This window comes from Plantactinospora siamensis (assembly GCF_042434095.1).
Lineage (GTDB): Bacteria > Actinomycetota > Actinomycetes > Mycobacteriales > Micromonosporaceae > KBS50.
On sequence record NZ_JBHLUE010000034.1, the window covers coordinates 99,757 to 119,454 of the forward strand.

Genomic DNA, 19,698 nt, shown 5'->3' on the forward strand with positions numbered 1-19,698 from the left:
CTCTGCTTTCTCGGTTTGTGGAATGCTGCTTTCGTTCTTCGCTAAGTCTGTGAGACGCCGGAAAGGAACGGAAACGACCATCGGTGATGAAGTCACAACCACGGGCCGCGGTGCCTGAGCTGAGGCAGTTGCACATCTTGGTGGCGGTGGCCGACGAACTGAACTTCACCCGGGCGGCGGCGAAGCTGTTCATGACCCAGCAGGCGGTGTCCAAGGTGATCCGCCAGATCGAGCACGAGCTTGGCGCCGAGCTGGTGGAACGGTCCACCCACGCGGTACGGCTCACGGCGGCGGGGGAATCTCTGGTGCACGATGCCCGGCAGATCCTGCTGCTCGTGGCCACCGCCGTCGACCGGGTCCAGGAGATCGCCAGCGGCCGCGCGGGCACGGTCCGGATCGGCGTCTCACCCGCCCTGGGCCCCGGCGAACGTGACGCGGTGGTCAACGCCGTGCGGGACGGCGCCCCCGGCCTCACCGTGGCGCTCAACGAACTGCGCCCAGAAAAGGCCCTGACGGAATTTCAGTCCCGGGAGATCGACCTGGCCGTCGTCCGGATCGCTCCGGATTCCCCGGCCCTGGACAGCGCCCAGCTGGCGATGATCCCGGCCCGCTTGTACGTGCCGGTCGGACACCGCCTCGCGGCGCGGACGACCCCCGTACCCCCGTCCGAGCTCGATGGCGAACGGCTGCTCGTCTGGAGTCCGCCTGGCACACCCCTGACCGACCTGATCATCGGCCGCCTCGCCCTGGTGGGCGCCGCAGTGCAGCCCATGCTGTCGCTGACCATGGGCATGGCCACAGCCCTGAGCGACCTGCCTGAGCTCGGCGCGATTGCGATCGCGCCTGAAGGTTGGCACCGCCCAGGGCGCACGGTCGAGCTTCACCTCGCCGAGGGCATCCTGCTGCCCCTGGTCGTCGTCTGGCCCGCCGGAGGTTCCACCAGCACCGTGGCCCGGCTCCGCGCAGCATTCGACGATCAGCGGCCAGAATGAGCGACCAAGCCGCGCGGCTATCAAAGTGCTCTGCGTCGACGAGTTCGGGCCGTTGAATCTGTGACCCCGCCCAGGACGGCCCTTACGAGGCGGGTCAACACGTCGGCGACAGCCAGTGCCGCACACCGCGTCGGGCCCGCGGATCAGGCAGGCCGGCCAGCGCAGCGAGCAGTCCACCACCGGCTTCGGAAACAGTCAGAGCCGGTGCTGTCAACGGCGGAATAGAACTGACCCCTCCTGGACGGATTGGGATTGACGGGGCCTGAGTCCGTCGACGACGACGCCCAGCATTCGGTTCAGCTGGTGGCGCTGCTCGGGTGCGCCGGCCACGGAGAGCAAACCGGCGAGGATCCCGCCTACCTCGACCGGGTCAATGTCGCCGCGCAGTTCTCCTGCTCTTGCGCCCGCCTCGAGCACCATCGCCAGGACCTGCTGGACCTCGTCGCAGACCGGTCCGGTGCCGAATCGGCCGGAAGCACTCATGGCGACCAAGGCCTCGCAGATGCCGCGTCGTTCAGCGGCCCAGTCGGCAAATCGGAGCATCCACGCGTGGAGGGCCTGCGCGGGCGGCTTGGTAACCAGAAGGGTGCGCGCATCTTCGCGCAAGGGCCGGATCTGGTCCCGGTAGACCTCTTCGACCAGATCCTCGCGGGTGGGAAAGTGCCGGTACAGGGTGGCGTTCCCCACTCCGGCGCGTTTGGCGATCGCGTCCAGCGAGATCGCGCGTCCGGACGCGAAGGCTTCGGCGGCCGTGGCGATCAACTGCTCGCGGTTGCGCTGCGCATCAGCGCGCAGGGTGCTGCGTGGAGGTTTCATGACCTTCGCGATCGGGAGTGTCGGATGAGGCTCGGGGTGGATTCGGGGATATCCCCGGTTCAGTGTACGGTGAGACAACCGGGGACATCCCCGATTACGGATCGTCTCACCCCTCGCTTCAGCGACGAAAGGTTCGCCATGCCTGCAGCTCTCATCACCGGGGGAACGACCGGGATCGGCCGAGCGACGGCCGAGCTGCTGCACGCCCGCGGCTGCGGGACCCCTGGCGCCACCGTGGGGCGGCGACACGCGGCGCGCTGCTGGCCATGCTGCCCTCGCTCGCGCTCGAACTGGACCCCGCAGGATTCGCGTCAATCCCGTGAGCCCCGGGGCCACCGACACCCCGCTGCTCAACAAGCTGGGGGTGCCCGAGAGCGGCCGGGACGCCATGCGCTCGAAGATCCCCTTCGAGCGCTTCGGATCCAGCCAAGACGTCGCCGAAGCAGTCGCCTTCCTCGCCTCGGACGCCGCCGGCTACATCACCGGCCAGGACATCACCGTGGCCGGCGGCTACGGGCTCGGGGCCTGAAACCCGAGCGAGCCGACAGCCAAATCCGCACCTCTCGAACGTCACGAACCGCACCTCTGAGGAGAACATGATGGCACTCACTCTCGACACCTATCGGCTGCTGGGCCGCTCCGGTCTCCGGGTCTCACCGCTGGCGCTGGGCACGGCGACCTTCGGCACCGAGTGGGGCTGGGGCGCCGAGCGCGACGAGGCGCGCAAGCTCTTCGACCGCTACACCGAGCTCGGCGGCAACTTCTTCGACACCGCCAGCACCTACACCAACGGCAGCTCCGAGCGACTTCTCGGCGAATTCGCCCACACCAACCGAGACAAGATGGTGCTGGCGACGAAGTACTCGACGCTGCGCCAGCCCGGTGACCCGAATTCCGGGGGTGCCCACCGCAAGAGCATGCTGGCGTCGGCGGAAGCCAGCCTGCGGCAGCTGAACACCGACTACATCGATCTGCTTTACGTGAACGTCTGGGACTTCAGGACGCCGGTGGAGGAGATCCTGCGGGGCCTGGACGATCTGGTGAGGCAGGGCAAGGTGCTGTACGTGGCGATCTCCAGCGCCCCGGCCTGGCAGGTGTCGCGCATGCAGGCGATCGCCGACCTGCGCGGCTGGTCGCCACTGGTCGCACTGGAGACCGAGTACAGCCTGATCGAGCGCACTGCGGAGCGTGACCTGATCCCGATGGCACGCGAGATGGGACTCGGCGTGGTTCCCTTCTCCCCGTTGGGCGGCGGGGTGCTCACCGGCAAGTACCGCCGGGAGGACCAGAACCCGGCGGGCTCCGTTGTCGGCGAAACCGCCAGCAACCGCAGAAGCCTCAACGTCGCCCTGGGATGGGTCACCGACCGCAACCTTGCCATTGCCGATGCGGTGAAGGAGGTGGCATCGGAGTTGGGCCACACACCCGCCCAGGTAGCACTGGCCTGGGCCCTGAACGCCCCGGACGTGACGGCACCCATCATCGGCGCCCGCACCGTCGCGCAGTTGGAGGACAACCTGGGTGCCCTGCAGGTCGACCTCACTCCTTCCCATCTGGCCCGCCTCGACGAGGTCAGTGCCATCGACCTGGGCAATCCGCACGGCCTGCTCGCCAGCGATCACATCCGCACGGTCACCACAGGCGACATGAAGATCGAGACCCTCGGCTGATTCGCTTCGAGAACGGCGACCTCCAGGAAGTCCGACACGTTTCTGATGATGGAACGGAGCAACCTCGGTTTATGGGTAAGTACAGCGACAAGAATGTGGTGATCACGGGCGGCAGCAGCGGCATGGGGCTCGCGCTGGCAGAGCTGCTGGTGCAAGGCGGAGCCCACGTGGCGATCACCGGCCGCTCTCCTGCCAAGCTCGATGCGGCACGCGAGCGGCTCGGCGAGACTGCCATGGCCGTCCGGGCGGATGTGGCCTCACTGGCCGACCTGGACATGCTCGCCGGCCGGGTAAAAGGCGAGCTCGGCTCGATCGAGTCCTTGTTCGTCAACGCCGGCATCTCACCCCTCACGCCCTTGGAGACGACTACCGAGGACGTGTACGACGAGCTGTTCGCGATCAACGTCAAGGGCGCGTTCTTCACTGTGCAGAAGCTCGCCCCGCTGCTGAGCGCGAACGCCAGCATCGTCCTCACCACCTCGATCGCGAACGTCATCGGCATCGCGGACACCAGCGTCTATGCGGCCGGCAAGGCAGCGCTGCGCTCGATGGCCCGCACCTTCTCCCGCGAGCTGCTTCCGCGGGGAATTCGTGTCAACGCGATCAGTCCGGGTCCCATCGACTCGGGGATTTTGGAAACGATGAACTTGTCCAAAGAGGCCGCCGACCAGTTCAGGGCGGAGCGGACCGCGAGCAATCCCATGAAGCGCTACGGCACACCCGAAGAGTTCGCCAAGGCGGCCGCATTCCTCGCCTTCGACGCCACGTATACCACCGGCATCGAGTTGGCCGTGGACGGCGGTGAAACCCAGCTCTGAGGACGTGTCCGAGAAGGGCCTTTGTGGGCGGCATGCCGGCATGACGTCGCCGCACCGGTATGCCACCGGCCTGCAATCGGGTCAGGAACCGCAGGACGATCGTTCGGCCTCGACGTGCCCGGTCGCCGGCGGCCGGGCACGTCGACGCTGTTCCTAGAGCAGAGAAACGTTGTACGCGTTGGCGGCCTCGCGGACGGGCTGGAAGTAGGTCGTCCCGCCGGAGGAGCAGTCGCCGCTGCCTCCGGAGGTGAGGCCCAGGGCCTTGCTGCCGTCGTAGAGCGGTCCGCCCGAGTCACCGCCCTCGGCGCAGACGGTCGTCTGGATCAGGCCGCTCACCCTGCCGCCGGGGTGACCGCTGTAACGCACGGAGACGTTGAGCGCGGTGACCTTCCCGGAGTGCACGCCGGTGGTCGAGCCGTCGCGGGTGACGGACTCACCCACGTACGCGTCGGCGAGCGTGTAGCCGCCGGGGTGGCTGAGCGAGGTGTTGTCGTAGCGGACCAGCGCGTAGTCGTCGCCGGGGAAGCTGTAGCCGACGGTCGGGCCGATCAGGGTGGTGTGGCCCGAGTTGGTGTACCAGGTGCTGGCCAGGCTGCCGCAGTGCCCGGCGGTGAGGAAGTAGTACGTGCTGCCGCTGACCGCGTTGAACCCGAGCGAGCAGCGGTAGTTGCCGCCGTAGATGGCGTCACCGGCGGACAGCAGCGGGCTGATCACACCGGCGGTGCGGGTGATCCGCAGGGCCCCGGCGTGGGCGCCGACGGCGCGCTTGAGCGTGGCGATCTCTGCCGTGGAGACGGTGCTGTCGACCTCGACCACGACGCGGCCGCTGTCCGGCGCCGTGTACCAGGAGATGCCGTCGACACCGGACCGGTCCACCGCGGCGCTGACGGCGGCGAGGGTGTCGGCGCCGTACCGGGGTGCGGCTGCGGCGCCGGCCGGCAGGGCGTACAGGCCGAGGGTGACCGCGCTGACGACGGCCACCACCAGGCGGGGAGTGCGGCTGCGGAGCGTTCCGTGGATGATCCTCACGAGGTTCCTCCTCACGCTTCGGCGGGATGTCGGGGTGAGTCCCGCCCGTGAAGCGTCCGGGGATGCCCTCGCGGAGATCGGCCGGGCGCATCCCCCGGCGCAAACACCTGCTCAGTATCTAAATACAACGATGGAACTGACAAGTAGCCGACCGGCGGACTGGTGGCAACGGCGCAATGGCGGCAAACCAGCCGTCACCGCCGTCCTCGGGGACCTGACGACCCAGGATGTCTGCTACCGGCGGGCGCTGGAGGTCGCCGACGAGATCGGCGTGCGCGGCTCGACAGGTACGGCCGATGACCGGCGCGGGGTTACCGTCGCGCGGGTTGTCAGGTGGGAGTCAGGATCCGCCAGCAGGCGTCCCGGGTTGCGGCCAGGTGCTGCGGGCTCAGCCCGGCGAACAGCCAGGCATAGCGGTCGGCCGGCGGGGGCACGGGTGCGTCACGAAGGCCGGAAAGCCCCTCAATGATCATCGGCGCGCTCTGCGCGACGGCCGTTCCCGCCTCGAAGGCGGGAAGGTCCTCGGAGCTCACCGCCTCCCGCACACCGTCGCGGAGGTCCGCGGCGTACAGGTGGCCGTTCTCGTCGGCGACCAGTCTCAAGCCTCGGGGGCGCGGACGCCGGCCGGTGGCCAGGATGTTGGTGACCATCGTCAGGCAGACGTGCCGCACGGTGGACAGCTGCTCCCGGTCGAGGCGGCCGAGCAGGTGCGTGAGCCGGCCCGCGATCACGGCCGGTCGGGGGCGCCGGTCCGCCGGGTCCGGCGGGGCGCTGACCAGTCCGTCGATCGCGCGGGCGGCGGTGGCCAGGGCCATCACCGTCTCGTAACCGGCCACGAGCGGTGCGGGCGCCAGGAACTCGGCCACCTCCCGGGCGGCGGCCGGGCCGGTGGGGATCGGGCGCATGTCGGGCGCCTCGTCCGGCTCGACGGCGGTGGCCGGCGGCTCGGCCCGCTGCTGCCAGACGACGCTCACGTACCAGTACAGCGTCGAGCCGGGCCGCCGCGCGGCGGCGGACTGGTACAGGGTGACGCTGCCTCCCGCGCCGTCGCGCCACAGCGTGTACCGCACCGTGCCATGGTCCCGGGCGGTGAGCAGCCGAGGCACCGGTCCAAAGGTGCAGCCGAACGCGCGCAACCGGTCCAGGTAGCCGGGGAAGGCGCCGGTCGACCGACGCCACGCCGCATGCTCGGCGACCCCGTCCCGGCCGCGCTGGGCGAGGACCAGGGTGGCCTGCTCCGGCACCGGGAAGCCGGCGGGGAAACCCGGCGGCAGGCCACGCTCGTCAAGCTGCGTCAGCGGTTCCATCCCGCTGTAGCGGTCGGCGTTCGGGTCGTAGCGGAACGGCGACTCCGGCGGTCGCTTGGGCGCGAGCCGACCATCGACGCCGCCCGCGGCCAGCCGGTCCAGGACGATCCGGACAACCAGGGCCGAGTAACGGATCTCGTCCTTCATGTCCAAACGCAGAACGGGCACGCCGTCCTCGTCGAGTACCGCGCACCAGTTCGGCAGGCCAGAGTGGGGCTCGTCGGGGTGGCGGATCTGCGAGATCTCCCCCGCTGCGGCCCGCAGCGCAGCGAAGGCCGCGGCAGGGTCCGTGGCGTCGTACACGGCTAGTGCGGTCGCGGAGGAATGTTCCGCGACGTACGCGACCAGCGTCGGCTCGTCAGGATGCGGCACGCCGGGGATCTTGCCACGGGCGACGGGAATTGGTTGGCCGCCGATGGCGGTGTGGGCACGATGACACCCAGGTGATGCAGGGCTGAGGGTAGACCGCTCCACCCGCCCCTACCGTGGCGGGCGGCCGCCACCCTCCGGGGAGTGAGGGGGCGGCCGGCCGCGGGTCAGGAGCGGAGGAACTCCAGCAGGTCCGCGTTGATGGTGTCGGCGTGGGTGGTGGGCATCCCGTGCGGGAAGCCCTGGTACGTCTTCAGCGTGCCGTCGGGCAGCAGCTCGGCCGACTTCGGGCCGGAGGCGACGTAGGGCACGATCTGATCGTCCTCGCTGTGCATGACCAGCACCGGTACGGTGATCTTCTTGAGGTCCTCGGTCTGGTCGGTCTGCGAGAACGCCACGATGCCGTCGTAGTGCGCCTTGGCGCCGCCCATCATGCCCTGGCGCCACCAGTTCTGGATGACCGCCTCCGACGGCTTCGCGTCCGGCTTGTTGTAGCCGTAGAAGGGCCCCGACGGCAGCGCCCGGTAGAACTCGGACCGGTTCGCGGCCAGCTGCGCCTGGAGATCATCGAAGACGCTCTTGGGCAGCCCCTCGGGGTTGCTGTCGGTCTGCACCATCAGCGGCGGGATCGCGGAGATGATCGCGGCCTTGGCCACCCGCTCCGTACCGTGCCGGGCGAGGTAGCGCACCACCTCGCCACCGCCGGTCGAGTGGCCGACGTGGATGGCGTCGCGCAGGTCGAGCTGCGCGACGACCGCGGCCAGGTCGTCGGCGTAGTGGTCGAGGTCGTGCCCGTCCGGCACCTGCGTCGACCGACCGTGCCCGCGGCGATCGTGGGCGATCACCCGGTAGCCCTTTCCCAGGAAGAAGAGCAGCTGGTTGTCCCAGTCGTCGGCGGTCAGCGGCCAGCCGTGGCTGAACACGATGGGCTGGCCGGACCCCCAGTCCTTGTAGAAGATCTCGGTTCCGTCGCTGGTGGAGACGTAGGGCATGTCGTCCTCGCTTCTCGGACCGCACGAAGCGCGGTGCCGGCGCCGGTGCCTTCAGGTAAGTGTTTGGTTACCCCATGTCCCATTGTCAAACGTGCCGGATCAAGCCAGCGGTACGTACGAAGGGTAGGTGAGATATCCCGTGTCGCCGCCGGCGTAGTGGTACGCCGGGTCCTCGCCGGCGAGTGCCACATCCCGGCGTAGCCGCTCCACCAGGTCCGGGTTGGCGATAAACGCGCGGCCTAGGCTGATCAGGTCCGCGCCCCGCCCCAGCCAGCGTTCGGCCGCCGCGCGGTCGGACCGGGTGGTGTTCGCCGGATGGTTCGGGTTGACGATCATCGCCCTCGGCCAGGCTCTGCGCATCGCTGCCAGCACCTCGTCGGGCGCTGAGGCGATCACATGAATGTACGCCAGTCCGAGCGGAGCCAGTTCGGCCAGCAACGCCGGATACAGCTCCAGCGCGTCGGTCTCGCGTACGCCCCAGATCCCGGCGTCCGGCGACAGGCGGATGCCGGTCCGGGTGGCGCCGACGGCCTGCACGGTCGCGGTCGCCGCCTCGACGGAAAGCGGATGCGGTTGCGGATCGAGCCGCCGTAACGGTCGGTACGCAGGTTGGCGTTGGTGCTGAGGAACTGCTGGATCAGGTAACCATTGGCGCCATGCAGTTCGACTCCGTCAAAGCCCGCCGCTATCGCCCGCCGCGCTGCGGCCGGGAAGGACTCGACCTGCTCGCGAACCTCATGCCTGCCGAGCGCCCGTGGGACCGGCATCGGTTGCGGTCCGCTGGCGGTGAAGACCGTGCCCTCGCCGGCGATCTCGGACGGCCCGACCGGTCGCTGCCCACTGGTGTCCGGATGGGAGACCCGGCCGGCGACATCGAGGCCGCGCTCGCCGCGTACGAAAAGGACCTGTTCCCGCGCAGCGCCGAGGCCGCCGTGGAGGCCGCCCGCAACCTGGAGCTCTGCTTCGACGAACGCGCCCCGCACAGCCTGCTGGACCAGTTCGCCGCCTACGCGGACGCCCAGTGACTCGACCCGCCGTCCTGGACACCCTTCCGCGACCGCACCGAGTTCGCGCCCGCCGATCACCAGGCCCGCGCCCTGAGCACGCTGCTCGACCAGGTGGTCGCCTGGAGCGCCGCACTCGCCCCGCTCCGCGCCGCCACCGGGTAGCCGGCGGGGTCGGGCGTACGCCCCGCCGCGGTCGCTGCCGTCAGCCTCCGCGGGCCTTCTCCAACAGGGCGAACAGGGTGGCGCGCTCCTGGTCGGTGAGCGTCCCGACGGTCTCGCCGAGCACCTCGTCGAAGATTCCCGACCCGGCCTCGAAGGCCGCCACACCGGCGGCGGTCAAGCGATGCCGGACGGCTCTGCCCGCGCCGTCGACCCGCTCGAGCAGACCGTTCGCGACCATCCGCCGGGCCAGCTCGCCCATCGACTGGTCGGTCTGGAATGTGGCTTCGGCGAGGGCGTGCAACGAGGCGTCCGGGTTGCGGTGCAGGTGCCGCAGTACGTCCCACTGCACCAACGACAGCCCCGCCTGCGCCGACAGCCGCCGGTTGCCCTCGCGGTGATGCCGCCACTGCAGCCGCTTGACGGCCAACCCGACGTCCTGCACCGAAGGCATCTGGCAAGCGTAGCCGCGATCCATCCGCTGACAAAGTTGCTTGTATAAGCGACCTGATATAAGGTTCCTTGTATCAGCCCCTCGAAGGAGTTCCGATGACCACCGTTCTGGCAGACAGCCTGCGCCCCACCCGCATCAGCACGCGCGCCGTGGCCGGCGCGGAGATCACCCTGGCCGACCGCGACCGCACCCGCCCGTTCCTGCTGCTGCACGGCGGCGCCGGACCCGGCTCGATGACCGGCTTCGCCGATTTGCTTGCGGAACGAACCCACTCCCGGGTCCTACTTCCCACCCATCCCGGCTTCAGCGGCACCCCCCGCCCCGGCACGCTGGGGTCCACGCGCGATCTCGCCGCCGCCTACGTCGAGTTGCTGGAGCAACTGGACCTGTCGGACGTCACCGTCGTCGGCAATTCCTACGGTGGCTGGGTCGCCGCGGAGATCGGCCTGGCACGAAGCCCTCGAGTCAGCGGCGCGGTCATCATCGACGGCATCGGCATCGAGGTCGACGGCCACCCGATGACGAGCGTTGCGGGTCTGACGTCCGCCGACCTTCTCCGGTTGTCGTTCCACGACTCGTCGAAGGCCCCGCGGCCGCCCGCGGGGTCGGCATCCGGTCCGAGCCCCGACCTCGCCGCGCTGGCCGCCTACGCCGGCCCCACGATGTCGGACCCGACGCTCCTGGCGCGGCTCGGCACGCTCGATCTCCCGGTCCACGTCATCTGGGGAGAAAGCGACGGCATTGTCGGCCCCGAGTACGGCCGGGCCTACGCCGACGCCCTTCCCGAGTCCACCTTCACCCTGCTTCCCCGCGCCGGCCACCTTCCTCAGCTGGAGTCCCCCGAGGAACTGCTCGGGGCGATCTTCGACCTCGGCCGCTGAGCGATCCCCTTCGCCACCACCGCAACCGGAAAGGACGCGCCATGACCGGCACACCGCTGACCGTCACCCGCATCGCCCACGCGAGCCAGCTGATCACCATCGGCAACGTCCGCGTACTGACCGATCCCTGGTTCACCCAGACCGCGACCTACTACCACGGCGAACCGGTCGCGCAGACCGTCGACACCCTCGGCAGGGTCGACGCGGTCGTCATCAGCCACGAGCATTACGACCATTGCGATCTTGACGCGCTCGTCGCCGGCGGCTTCGATCTCGGCACGCCGCTGTTCGGGCCCGGCACGGTCACCGCCCTCGCCGCCGGCAAGGGGTTCACCGACCTGCACACCATCGAGGCGTGGGAGTCGGCCACCGTCGGCGACCTCACGGTGACCGCGACCCCCGGCAAGCACGGTGTGCACGAGGTCACCTTCGTCATCGAGGCCCACGGACGGCGGGTGTTCTTCGGCGGCGACACCCTGCGAATCCCCGAGCTCGACCAGGTCGCCGAACGATTCGACCACCTCGACCTTGCGATCCTGCCGATCAACGGGCTCTGCATCCGACCCGCGAACGGCATGCAGGTCGTCATGGACGCCGAAGAGGCGGCAGAACTCGCCGCAGTGCTCAGACCGACCGTGGCGCTGCCCCACCACTACGCCTTCCACAGCGGCTTCCTCGGCGACCGCATGATCACCAAGGGCGACCAGGATCCTCGGCACTTCACCGACGCCCTGGCCCGCGTCGCGCCGGAGGTCGCCACCCGCATCGTGCTGCCCGGCATCGAGGTGCCGATCCCATGAGCGGACCAACCGGCCATCGCGAGTTCATGCCCGCGGTCAGCGACGACCTCCCGCCCGGTGAGCGACCCATGATCGCCGTGCTGCACGCCGTGCCCGGCCACGAAACCCAACTGGCCGCCGCCGTCATGACCCTCGCCGCCGCCGTTCGCCGAGAGCCGGGCTGCCGCGAGTTCCGGGCATTTCGCGGGATCGACGCTCCCGGCACCTTCCACCTCTACGAGATCTACGACGACGTCCAGGCATTCCGTGCCCATCTCGCGACCGGGCACGTCGCGCGCTTCTTCTCGGAGCTTGCCGCGCACAGCACCGCGGACGCACAGGCGCTGACGCAGCTGGTGGAGCTCCACACGCCCGGGCAGTCGTGACACCGTCGGCGAGGCCGGCGCCTCGTTCGGCTAGCCGGTGATCACCGGCCAGGAGTAGGCCAGCAGGGCGCACGCCGCGCCCAGCAGGGCGAGCGAGAAGCCCCGGGTGGGAAACGGCAACGCGGCGAGCACGAGCAGGATGACCGCAAGGATATAGAGAACCGCTTGGGCCGACATGAAATCTCCTCAGTGGATGGCCGACAGGCGGTGTGCCCTCTACCCGCACCGGCCCTGCCGCGAAACCCGTGCTCAGCCGATGGGCCCGAGCCGCCGCCAGAAGCACACGCACCGGCGATTGCGTCCCCACGGCGGAAAGGATCGAGCGGGGGTGGCCAACCGGCCACCCCCGCTCGGGGTAGATCAACCAGATACTTACAGGATCGCGAGGATCTGGTTGAGCAGGGCGACCAGGGCGTCCAGGCCGCCACCCGCACCGGTGCCGTCCAACAGGCCGGCGACGGCGCACAGCAGGTTGCCGAGCAGGTTGCCCGGGCCCGCCTGGGCGGTGATGTTCAGCACTACTTCGTTCAGGTGAACCTTGAGACCGAGGAGGTTGAGGTCCAGGGGCCCAAGATCCAGATTCAGGATGTCGCAGGTCCCGTTGGCGACCGCCGCCGGAGCGGTGGTCTGCTGGGAAACGGTGCCGAGCGAGTTACCTGACGAGTCCTTCAGCGTCCCGGTAAGGTTCCCCACCGCGGCCAGTTGGCCGTTCTGGTTGACGAACCGGGTTGGCGTGAAGGTCCCGGCGAAGGTGCCGGTCCCCCCATTCGCGTCCGTGAACGTGCCCGTCACCGGGGTGGCGACGGACGATGCTGCCGAAGCGACGGAGGGGGCCTGGTGGATTACCGGCGCGGCCTGAGCCACTCCGGCGCCTCCGAGGATGAGTCCTGCCCCGGCGGTCAGTGCGGCCAGGCTTGCGCCTAGACGTGCTGTACGCATGGGTCGTTCCTTCCTCTTGATTGCCCGTGCGGGGTATTTGCTACCCAGCAGGATTTCGTTCAATCTCAATTTCTTGAACTACTTCCCGTGAACCTCGGGTCGCGCCGTGTCGCCAGCGGTCCGTCTACTCTGGACCGCTAGGGGACCTCGCGTCGGTTCCGGGCCGGGCCGTCGTGGTCGACCCGCAGTTCCCGTTCGAGTCCGACGACCGCGGCACGCAGGTCATCGAGCCGTTGGCTGATCGCGATCCGGTCGACCCGATCGGGGATCCCGTCCCCGTCCTCGTCGTAGTCCGGCGCGAGCCGCTCGGTCAGCTCCAGCCGGCGGGCTTCCTCCATCGAGTTGACGATCACCGCGATCAGGATGTTCAGCAGGAGGTTCACCGCGATCAGCACGTAGCTCACGTAGTAGACGACCGCCCACGGGGAATGGTCGGCGCCCTGGGCGATCAGGTCCGGCAGGTTCTCCAGGGACAGCAGCACGAACAGGGTGAGCAGGGACTTGCCGATGTCGCCGTACGCCTCGGGGTAGACGTCCCGGAACAGCAGCCAGCCCAGCATGCCGTAGACGTACAGGGTCACCATGGCCAGCGCGAGGAAGCCGCCGACGCCGGGCAGGCTGCGTAGCAGCGCGGTCACGATGGTACGCAGCCCCGGCGAGAACCGGACCAGCCGTACGACGCGGGCCACCCGCAGCACCCGCAGCAGCGCCGGATCGCCGTGCAGCCCGGGGATGAAGATGGCCGCGATCACGGCAAGGTCGAACACGTTCCACCCGCGCCGGAAGAAGTCCTGCGGCCGCCGGCCGTGGGCCAGCACCCGGATCACGATCTCGGTGACGAAGACCGCCCGGAAGACCATCTCCACCCACCCCAGCACCGGCCGCGCGGTGCCCAGATGCGGGTACGTCTCGATGCCCAGCACGATGGCGTTGACCACGATGACCGCGACGATGGCGACATCGAACGGGCCGGAGTTGACGATCCGCGCGCACCGCCGGGCGAGCCGGCTCCGCAGCCCCGCCGTCGGGCTTCCCGGCCCACCCGGCCGGCTGGGCTCGCTCATCGTCCGGCCGGGCCGGACGGCGACGAGCCGCCCCGACGACGGCGGACCGGTCCGGCACGAGGCATCCACACACCCTATAGATCATCGGCCAGGCGTACGGTCCGCGAGCAGCGCCGGCAGGCCGCAGCTCGAACACGTACGCCCCCGCAGATCGAACGCCAGACCCCCCGCGGATCGAAAGCCGCACGGCCCGGCTTCGCGTACGCGGGCAAGACTCGCCCGGTGCCCGCGACCCGCCGGTTGATCCCGCTGCTCGCCGTGGCCGCGGCCCTGGCCGGCTGCGCCCCACCCGGCTCGGTGGCCGGGACGGCCGGGGTCGGGCCCACGGCGCTGCCGACGCCCGCGGCGCCGACCCCGACGGGACCCCCGCCGGCGACCGGTCACCGCGGCCGGTGCCCGTGTCGCCCGGGGGCTGGGCCGCCTCGGGCATCGTGTGGCGCAACCTGACCACGGTCGGCGAGACCGCAAAGATTTGCGGGTACGCGTGGAGCGGGTGCCCTTCGACCGGATAGCCGACGCCCACCGCCGGATCGAGGCGGGCGCCACCACCGGCAAGCTCGTCCTCGACCTGCGAACGACCTGACCGGGACCCGGCCCGCCGCTTCATCGCGGATTCATCGACGGCTTATCGGTCGTTCCTACGCTTCCGCACGGGCGTGGGCACGGTGCGCCTCGCCCGCCGGCCGGGCAGACCCGAACGGAGAAGGCGGGCTCGATGAGCCGCGTTCCGGGTTCTGCCTCCGAAACTCCAAAGGAGAGTGGCCAATGGTTCGACCGGCCAGTTGGGACCCCGGCGAGGCGCCACCGGCGCCGGTACGGCGTCGGAACGGTCCCGTGATCGCGGGTCTGACCGCAAGCGTCCTGGTGCTGACGGCGGTGGTGGCACAGCCGCTGACCGCGGCCGGCCAGCCCCGCGGACCGGCCGTGACGCCGCCCGGCGTGCTGGCCGAGCACGTCCGGCTCGCCGCCGCCGACCTGCCCTGCGATCGGATGCTCGACGGGGTCGAGTGGATGCTCGATCCCTGCGTACCGGAGGGCCAGCCGTTGCCGGGCTTCGTCCGGGACGAGCTTGCCCGGCGGCGCGGCCAGGCGCCCCGGGCCGACGCCGGCGGTGCGGCCCGGGTAGCCGACGGCGACGGTACGGCCAGCCCATGCGCCAGCCCGAGCGCCACCTCGCGGGCCACGGATCCGGTCAACCCCACGGCGGACGCCAGGCTCATGCGGCAACTGTTCGGCGCCACCGCGATGCCGACGTTAACCGAGCCGGCGGGCTCGCCGTCGCCATCCGCGTCTTCCCCCCGCCCGACCGGCACTCCCTGCCCGTCCGACTCGGCCAGCCCGTCGCCGTCCGCTTCCGCCAGCCCGTCCGACTCGGCCAGCCCATCCGGATCCGCCAGCCCGTCCGGATCGGCCAGCCCGTCCGACTCGGCCAGCCCGTCCGGATCGGCCAGCCCGTCCGACTCCGCCAGCCCGTCCGGCTCCGCCGATCCGTCCGCGTCCGGCTCGGCGAGTCCCTCGGATTCGGCCAGCCCCTCCGGCTCCGCGGACCCGTCCGGCTCCGGCTCCGCCGATCCCTCGGCGTCGGCGTCCGGCTCGGCCGATCCGTCCGAAAGCGCGTCGGAGAGCAGCTCGCCGAGCGCCGAGCCCACCGATCCGGGACCGGATCCGACCGACCCCGATCAGAACCCGACACCGCCCAACCCGCCGAACCCGACCGGCTGCCCGACCCAGGTCACCGACGAGGACGACGACTGGCACGACACCCTCGACGAGGCCAAGTCGGACCGGGTGAACTGCCGCGACGTCAGTCAGGTGGACAAGGACGCCCGGACCGTACTGGTCGCCACCGGTGACTCGGTGACCTCGGCGCATCTGCAGATGAAGTCCAGCGATCTGAAATGCGGCTTCCTGTCGGTCGACCATCGCAACATCCCGGGCAACGACGGCATGTTCAGCTACGTCGGCAAGTACTTCAACATGAACACCAATGTCGTGGACTACTACAACTTCGCCCGCACCGGCTATACCACCGGCAACATCGTGGGTGGCGGTCCCGACACACCGGACGCCTGCGGCCGGCCCTGGGGTCGCAACGCGTCGCCGCTGGACATGGCCGAGGCCGAGGTCGTCAAGGCCAAGAACGACGGTCACCGGGCGTACTTCGTGACCACCGGCGGGATCAACGACACCAACTGGACGAAGGTGCTGGAGAAGCTGCTCGAATGCCGGGGCATCGAGATGATCGGCCAGAAGCTGGGCCTGCCGACGAACTGGGCCAGTCCGCGCGGCCGGGCCGGCATCGTGCTCGACGGCGGCGGCTGCGTGCTCGACCTGAAGAACAAGATCACCGGTCAGGAGAAGCTGCTCTCCGCGGAGGTGCCGCGGTTCGACGGACCCCAGCTGTTCCCGGCGATCGCCGGCAACGCCGGCGCCATCGTGAGCCGGATGCTCGACGCCGGCGCCGACAAGGTGGTGTGGATGCTGTACTACGACATCACCCCGGCCCGGATCGACGTCGGGACGGTCGCCGAGAAGTGGCTGCGCTCCCAGCTTCCGGACTGGTACGCGAAAAAGGTGCCTCCGCTGGGCCCGAGGTGGGAGCCGCTGATCGACCCGATGTGGCAGGAGGCGGCCCAGTCGGTGGGCAACCAGTTGAACACCAGCATCCTGTTCGGCATGCCGCTGAACGACCGGCTCGCGGTCGTCGCCCCGCCGCGGCTGCAGACCGCCAACCTGCAGGACACGTTCATCAGCGGTTCGCCGCACCCCAATGCCACCGGCCACGAGATGCTGGCGCAACGGTTGGCGGCCGCGTACGGCGCCCTGCCGTGACCGGATAGACCGGGAACGCCGTACCGGAGACAGGCAGCGGGTCCGGCCAGCCGGCCGGACCCGCTCCACGCCATCCGGGCGCCCTTCAGCCGGATGGTCGACCCCGACCGCCGGATCGAGCGTTGCCGGGCCTACTTCAGTGCCCGGCGCCGGCCGGCGACGGTCCCGGGCCACCCGCGGCAGCGTCGGCGGCGAGCGTCCGGAGCCGCTGCGCGAAGGCCTCCGCCCGGTCCTCCCGCCGCACCCACGAGGCGAGTATCCGCAGCGGTCGCGGGCGGCCCCGGACCGCTACGGCCACGCCGAACCACAGGCCGTTGATCAACGCCTGGGAGTTGAAGGTGATGATCACATCGACGCCGCGGACGTCGACCCAGCCAATTCGGATCGTCCGAAGCGCATTGTGGACGGTCAGGCCGTCGGGGTCCCCGACGACCCGGGCCGCCAGGGAACGTGCGGCCGGCACGAGGCACATCAACCACAGGACGATGACCATCGTGCCGAGGACGACGTCGGTCCGGTCGGTCTCCCGCGGGAGCACGACCACGGAGATTCCGTAGAGCAGCACTCCGCCGCCGAGCGGGATGAGCGAGCACCACACCACCGCGACGATGAGCGGCATGCGCCAGGCACGCAGGACCACCCGGTCGCCCCTGCATCGCTCCCGAAATCCTCGACCCATCGAAGCTCGATCCCTGCCCTGCCGGCTCGGCTTACGGACCGAAGCCTAGAACCGGGGGGCAACCGCAGCGAACCCCTGGGGCCGCCCGTCACCTCTTGGCAGCGGGGCGAAGCTCCGCTACCGTCTTGGGAACGCTCCCATAGACTTAGATACATCAATTTGACCGGGAGGCAACACATCGTGGCTACCCTCTCCCCGCCCCGCCGCAGATCGGCGGTGATCACCGTGGCGGCCGTCGCGGGCGCCACGGCCGCGGCCGTCTGCCTCGCCGTCGGCAACGCGTCCGCCGGCACGCTGTCCGGGTCGCTCTACCGGGACCCGAGTTCCGCCGTCGTCCGCTGGGTCGCCGCCAACCCCGGCGACTCGCGTACGCCCGTCATCCGCGACAAGATCGCGAGCCAGCCGCAGGCCCGCTGGTTCGCCAACTTCAACCCCTCCACCGTGCAGTCCGAGGTCTCCGGGTACGTCGGCGCGGCAAACGCGGCGGGGCAGATCCCGGTGCTGTCGGTTTACGAGATCACCAACCGGGACTGCGGCGGCGCCAGCGCCGGCGGGGCGCCGGACCTCAACCAGTACCAGACCTGGGTGTCGAACTTCTCCCGCGGGCTGGGCAACCAGACCGTCATCATCATCCTGGAGACCGACGCCCTCGCGCTGCAGACCTGCCTGAGCGGCAACGACGTCAACGCGCGCGACCAGGCGATCGCCACCGCCACCCGGACCATCAAGTCGGGCAACCCCAACGCCAAGGTCTACCTCGACGGCGGCCACTCCACCTGGAACAGCGCCAGCGAGCAGGCCAACCGGCTGCGGGCCGCGGGCGTGCAGTACGCCGACGGCTTCTTCACCAACGTGTCGAACTTCAACCCCACCTCCGGCGAGGCCAACTACGGCCGGGCGATCATCTCCGCCCTCAACGGGATGGGCATCTCGGGCAAGCACCAGGTCATCGACACCAGCCGCAACGGCGGCGCCACCGGCGACTGGTGCGCCGACGACAACACCGACCGGCGGATCGGGCTGTACCCGACGACCAACACCGGTGACGGCAACATCGACGCGTACCTCTGGGTGAAGCCGCCGGGCGAGGCGGACGGCTGCCGGTACACGGCCGGATCCTTCCAGCCCGACCTGGCCTACAGCCTGGCGAACGGCGCGCCGAACCCGCCGACGACCGCGCCGCCCACCACCACGCCGCCCACCACGGCCCCGCCGACCACGGCGCCTCCGACGACCGCGCCGCCCACGACCGCGCCCCCGACCACCACGCCCCCGACCACCGCGCCGCCCACCACCCCGCCGGCGGGCAACGGCTGCTCGGCGTCGGTGGCGATCAACCAGTGGTCCGGCGGTTTCACCGCGAGCGTGAACGTCACCGCCGGCTCATCGGCCATCAACGGCTGGACCGTGACCATCGCCCTGCCCGGCGGCGCCGCGGTGTCCAACGCCTGGAACGCCCAGGCCAGCGGCACCACCGGCACCGTGCGGTTCACCAACGTCAGCTACAACGGGCAGGTCGGCGCCGGGCAGTCGACCAACTTCGGCTTCCAGGGCACCGGAACCGGCACCGGCGCCACGGCCACCTGCGCCGCGAGCTGACCCACCCGGCGTCGCGGTCGGCGTACCCGATGCGCTCGGCGCACCCGACGCCGTGAGCGCAACCGCCGGGCGTGCCCGGCGCTGCGGCCCGGTGCGGAGGTCCCATCCCTCCGCGCCGGGCCGCGCCGCGTCGCGGGGTTAAACCCCTGGCCGGCGCCGCGTCCCTGCCCGATGATGTCCGCGTGGCCCGCCCCGACGAGTTCGCCCGCGGCGAGACCGGCACGACCGGCGCCAGCCGAGCCGAGACCGGCATGACCGGCGCCAGCCGCGCCGAGCTGGCGCGCCGGGCGCTCGAGGGCTACCTGAGCGGGCCGGCCGCGCCCATCCAGGCGACGGCCCGGGCCGTTACGAAGATCGCCGGGGCCGCGACCGTCGTGCTGGTCGAGGGCATCAGCGACCAGATCGCCCTGGAGACGGCCGCCGCGGGTCGCGGCCGGAATCTCGACGCGGAGCGGGTGGCGATCGTGCCGATCGGCGGGGCGCACGCGATCCGCGGCTTCCTCGCCAGGCTGGGCCCGCTGGTTCCCGGGGTCCGGCTGGTCGGCCTGTGCGACCTGCGCGAGGCGGAGATCTTCCGGCGCGGGCTGGTCGCGGCCCCGCCGGGCGCATCGGACCCCCGCATCGGACACCCCTTGCTGTACGTCTGCGTCGAGGATCTGGAAGACGAGCTGATCCGCAGCATCGGCGCCCCGGCGGTCGAGGTGCTCTTCGACTCGCAGGGGGACCTGGGCTCGTTCCGCTCGCTGCAGAACCAACCCGCCTGGCGCGGTCGGGAACTCCCCGCTCAGCTGCGCCGCTTCCTCGGCAGCGGCTCGACGCGCAAGCTGCGCTACGCCCGGCTGCTCGTCGAGGCCGCCGTCGAGCGGGATGTCCTGCCCCGGCCGCTGGATGACCTGCTTGCTGCGGTCTGACCCATCGGGCCGGCC

The 19,698-nt window shown here is 70.4% G+C and carries 21 protein-coding genes and 1 pseudogene; 11 read left to right on the forward strand and 11 right to left on the reverse strand.

Going from position 1 to position 19,698, the window contains the following annotated elements:
• Positions 1 to 86 precede the first annotated feature (86 nt).
• Complete coding sequence (locus ACFFHU_RS29580; RefSeq protein ID WP_377344067.1) at positions 87 to 992, forward strand: LysR family transcriptional regulator; 906 nt, start codon at positions 87 to 89, stop codon at positions 990 to 992.
• A gap of 210 nt (positions 993 to 1,202) precedes the next feature.
• Here ACFFHU_RS29580 and ACFFHU_RS29585 read toward each other — a convergent pair whose 3' ends face one another.
• A complete protein-coding gene (locus ACFFHU_RS29585; RefSeq protein ID WP_377343753.1) occupies positions 1,203 to 1,808 on the reverse strand; it encodes a TetR/AcrR family transcriptional regulator in 606 nt (201 codons plus the stop codon).
• 319 nt (positions 1,809 to 2,127) lie between these two features.
• On the opposite strand from ACFFHU_RS29585, the gene ACFFHU_RS29590 reads away from it, so the two are divergent.
• From ACFFHU_RS29590 to ACFFHU_RS29600, 3 genes are all read left to right on the forward strand, one after another.
• Positions 2,128 to 2,337, forward strand: coding sequence for an SDR family oxidoreductase (locus ACFFHU_RS29590; RefSeq protein WP_377343755.1), 210 nt, complete (start codon positions 2,128 to 2,130; stop codon positions 2,335 to 2,337).
• A 70-nt stretch (positions 2,338 to 2,407) separates the two neighbouring features.
• A complete protein-coding gene (locus tag ACFFHU_RS29595; RefSeq protein WP_377343756.1) occupies positions 2,408 to 3,478 on the forward strand; it encodes an aldo/keto reductase in 1,071 nt (356 codons plus the stop codon).
• 71 nt (positions 3,479 to 3,549) lie between these two features.
• Positions 3,550 to 4,296 (forward strand): SDR family oxidoreductase, encoded by a 747-nt coding sequence (locus ACFFHU_RS29600; protein ID WP_377343757.1) that lies wholly within the window; start codon positions 3,550 to 3,552, stop codon positions 4,294 to 4,296.
• 153 nt (positions 4,297 to 4,449) lie between these two features.
• Here the strand turns inward: ACFFHU_RS29600 and ACFFHU_RS29605 are convergent, their stop codons facing one another.
• From ACFFHU_RS29605 to ACFFHU_RS29630, 6 genes and pseudogenes are all read right to left on the reverse strand, one after another.
• Positions 4,450 to 5,325, reverse strand: a complete 876-nt coding sequence (locus ACFFHU_RS29605) for a S1 family peptidase (protein WP_377343758.1) — start codon at positions 5,323 to 5,325, stop codon at positions 4,450 to 4,452.
• 329 nt (positions 5,326 to 5,654) lie between these two features.
• The gene (locus tag ACFFHU_RS29610; RefSeq protein WP_377343759.1) at positions 5,655 to 7,004 is read right to left on the reverse strand and encodes a hypothetical protein; all 1,350 of its coding nucleotides are present in this window, start codon (positions 7,002 to 7,004) and stop codon (positions 5,655 to 5,657) included.
• A 164-nt stretch (positions 7,005 to 7,168) separates the two neighbouring features.
• Positions 7,169 to 7,993: an alpha/beta fold hydrolase gene (locus tag ACFFHU_RS29615; protein WP_377343760.1), complete on the reverse strand. Its 825-nt coding sequence runs from the start codon at positions 7,991 to 7,993 to the stop codon at positions 7,169 to 7,171.
• 99 nt (positions 7,994 to 8,092) lie between these two features.
• A complete protein-coding gene (locus ACFFHU_RS29620) occupies positions 8,093 to 8,530 on the reverse strand; it encodes an oxidoreductase (protein WP_377343761.1) in 438 nt (145 codons plus the stop codon).
• A gap of 80 nt (positions 8,531 to 8,610) precedes the next feature.
• A pseudogene (locus ACFFHU_RS29625) lies at positions 8,611 to 9,078 on the reverse strand (oxidoreductase); the annotation flags it as partial.
• A 124-nt stretch (positions 9,079 to 9,202) separates the two neighbouring features.
• The gene (locus ACFFHU_RS29630) at positions 9,203 to 9,613 is read right to left on the reverse strand and encodes a MarR family winged helix-turn-helix transcriptional regulator (RefSeq protein WP_377343762.1); all 411 of its coding nucleotides are present in this window, start codon (positions 9,611 to 9,613) and stop codon (positions 9,203 to 9,205) included.
• A 95-nt stretch (positions 9,614 to 9,708) separates the two neighbouring features.
• Between ACFFHU_RS29630 and ACFFHU_RS29635 the strand changes: the two genes are divergently transcribed.
• From ACFFHU_RS29635 to ACFFHU_RS29645, 3 genes are read left to right on the forward strand one after another with little or no spacing between them, the layout of a single operon-like run.
• Entirely contained in the window at positions 9,709 to 10,494 is a 786-nt protein-coding gene (locus ACFFHU_RS29635) for an alpha/beta fold hydrolase (RefSeq protein ID WP_377343763.1), read from the forward strand.
• Positions 10,495 to 10,535: 41 nt separating this feature from the next.
• Complete coding sequence (locus tag ACFFHU_RS29640; RefSeq protein ID WP_377343764.1) at positions 10,536 to 11,294, forward strand: MBL fold metallo-hydrolase; 759 nt, start codon at positions 10,536 to 10,538, stop codon at positions 11,292 to 11,294.
• Positions 11,291 to 11,659, forward strand: a complete 369-nt coding sequence (locus tag ACFFHU_RS29645) for a putative quinol monooxygenase (protein WP_377343765.1) — start codon at positions 11,291 to 11,293, stop codon at positions 11,657 to 11,659. Before ACFFHU_RS29640 ends, ACFFHU_RS29645 begins: the two co-directional genes overlap by 4 nt.
• 30 nt (positions 11,660 to 11,689) lie before the next feature.
• Here ACFFHU_RS29645 and ACFFHU_RS29650 read toward each other — a convergent pair whose 3' ends face one another.
• The 3 genes from ACFFHU_RS29650 to ACFFHU_RS29660 form a co-directional block, all read right to left on the reverse strand.
• Positions 11,690 to 11,836 carry a hypothetical protein gene (locus ACFFHU_RS29650; RefSeq protein ID WP_377343766.1) on the reverse strand — a complete coding sequence of 49 codons (147 nt, stop codon included), beginning with the start codon at positions 11,834 to 11,836 and terminating at the stop codon, positions 11,690 to 11,692.
• Positions 11,837 to 12,031: 195 nt separating this feature from the next.
• A complete protein-coding gene (locus ACFFHU_RS29655) occupies positions 12,032 to 12,661 on the reverse strand; it encodes a hypothetical protein (RefSeq protein ID WP_377343767.1) in 630 nt (209 codons plus the stop codon).
• Positions 12,662 to 12,735: 74 nt separating this feature from the next.
• A complete protein-coding gene (locus ACFFHU_RS29660) occupies positions 12,736 to 13,662 on the reverse strand; it encodes an ion transporter (protein ID WP_377343768.1) in 927 nt (308 codons plus the stop codon).
• Between the two features lie 433 nt (positions 13,663 to 14,095).
• On the opposite strand from ACFFHU_RS29660, the gene ACFFHU_RS29665 reads away from it, so the two are divergent.
• Together ACFFHU_RS29665 and ACFFHU_RS29670 are read left to right on the forward strand one after the other, a co-directional pair.
• Positions 14,096 to 14,245, forward strand: a complete 150-nt coding sequence (locus ACFFHU_RS29665; protein ID WP_377343769.1) for a zinc-binding dehydrogenase — start codon at positions 14,096 to 14,098, stop codon at positions 14,243 to 14,245.
• A 251-nt stretch (positions 14,246 to 14,496) separates the two neighbouring features.
• Positions 14,497 to 16,494 (forward strand): hypothetical protein, encoded by a 1,998-nt coding sequence (locus ACFFHU_RS29670; protein ID WP_377343771.1) that lies wholly within the window; start codon positions 14,497 to 14,499, stop codon positions 16,492 to 16,494.
• A 136-nt stretch (positions 16,495 to 16,630) separates the two neighbouring features.
• Here ACFFHU_RS29670 and ACFFHU_RS29675 read toward each other — a convergent pair whose 3' ends face one another.
• Entirely contained in the window at positions 16,631 to 17,134 is a 504-nt protein-coding gene (locus ACFFHU_RS29675) for a hypothetical protein (protein ID WP_377343772.1), read from the reverse strand.
• Positions 17,135 to 17,353: 219 nt separating this feature from the next.
• On the opposite strand from ACFFHU_RS29675, the gene ACFFHU_RS29680 reads away from it, so the two are divergent.
• The gene (locus tag ACFFHU_RS29680; RefSeq protein WP_377343773.1) at positions 17,354 to 18,772 is read left to right on the forward strand and encodes a glycoside hydrolase family 6 protein; all 1,419 of its coding nucleotides are present in this window, start codon (positions 17,354 to 17,356) and stop codon (positions 18,770 to 18,772) included.
• Positions 18,773 to 18,954: 182 nt separating this feature from the next.
• Entirely contained in the window at positions 18,955 to 19,683 is a 729-nt protein-coding gene (locus ACFFHU_RS29685) for a TOPRIM nucleotidyl transferase/hydrolase domain-containing protein (protein ID WP_377343774.1), read from the forward strand.
• Positions 19,684 to 19,698 lie beyond the last annotated feature (15 nt).

Bases quoted from the DNA above. Each gene is read 5' to 3' on its own strand.
- ACFFHU_RS29580 (WP_377344067.1), top strand. From the start codon at position 87: ATGAAGTCACAACCACGGGCCGCGGTGCCTGAGCTGAGGCAGTTGCAC.
- ACFFHU_RS29585 (WP_377343753.1), bottom strand. From the start codon at position 1,808: ATGAAACCTCCACGCAGCACCCTGCGCGCTGATGCGCAGCGCAACCGC.
- ACFFHU_RS29595 (WP_377343756.1), top strand. From the start codon at position 2,408: ATGGCACTCACTCTCGACACCTATCGGCTGCTGGGCCGCTCCGGTCTC.
- ACFFHU_RS29600 (WP_377343757.1), top strand. From the start codon at position 3,550: ATGGGTAAGTACAGCGACAAGAATGTGGTGATCACGGGCGGCAGCAGC.
- ACFFHU_RS29615 (WP_377343760.1), bottom strand. From the start codon at position 7,993: ATGCCCTACGTCTCCACCAGCGACGGAACCGAGATCTTCTACAAGGAC.
- ACFFHU_RS29630 (WP_377343762.1), bottom strand. From the start codon at position 9,613: ATGCCTTCGGTGCAGGACGTCGGGTTGGCCGTCAAGCGGCTGCAGTGG.
- ACFFHU_RS29635 (WP_377343763.1), top strand. From the start codon at position 9,709: ATGACCACCGTTCTGGCAGACAGCCTGCGCCCCACCCGCATCAGCACG.
- ACFFHU_RS29640 (WP_377343764.1), top strand. From the start codon at position 10,536: ATGACCGGCACACCGCTGACCGTCACCCGCATCGCCCACGCGAGCCAG.
- ACFFHU_RS29645 (WP_377343765.1), top strand. From the start codon at position 11,291: ATGAGCGGACCAACCGGCCATCGCGAGTTCATGCCCGCGGTCAGCGAC.
- ACFFHU_RS29650 (WP_377343766.1), bottom strand. From the start codon at position 11,836: ATGTCGGCCCAAGCGGTTCTCTATATCCTTGCGGTCATCCTGCTCGTG.
- ACFFHU_RS29660 (WP_377343768.1), bottom strand. From the start codon at position 13,662: ATGAGCGAGCCCAGCCGGCCGGGTGGGCCGGGAAGCCCGACGGCGGGG.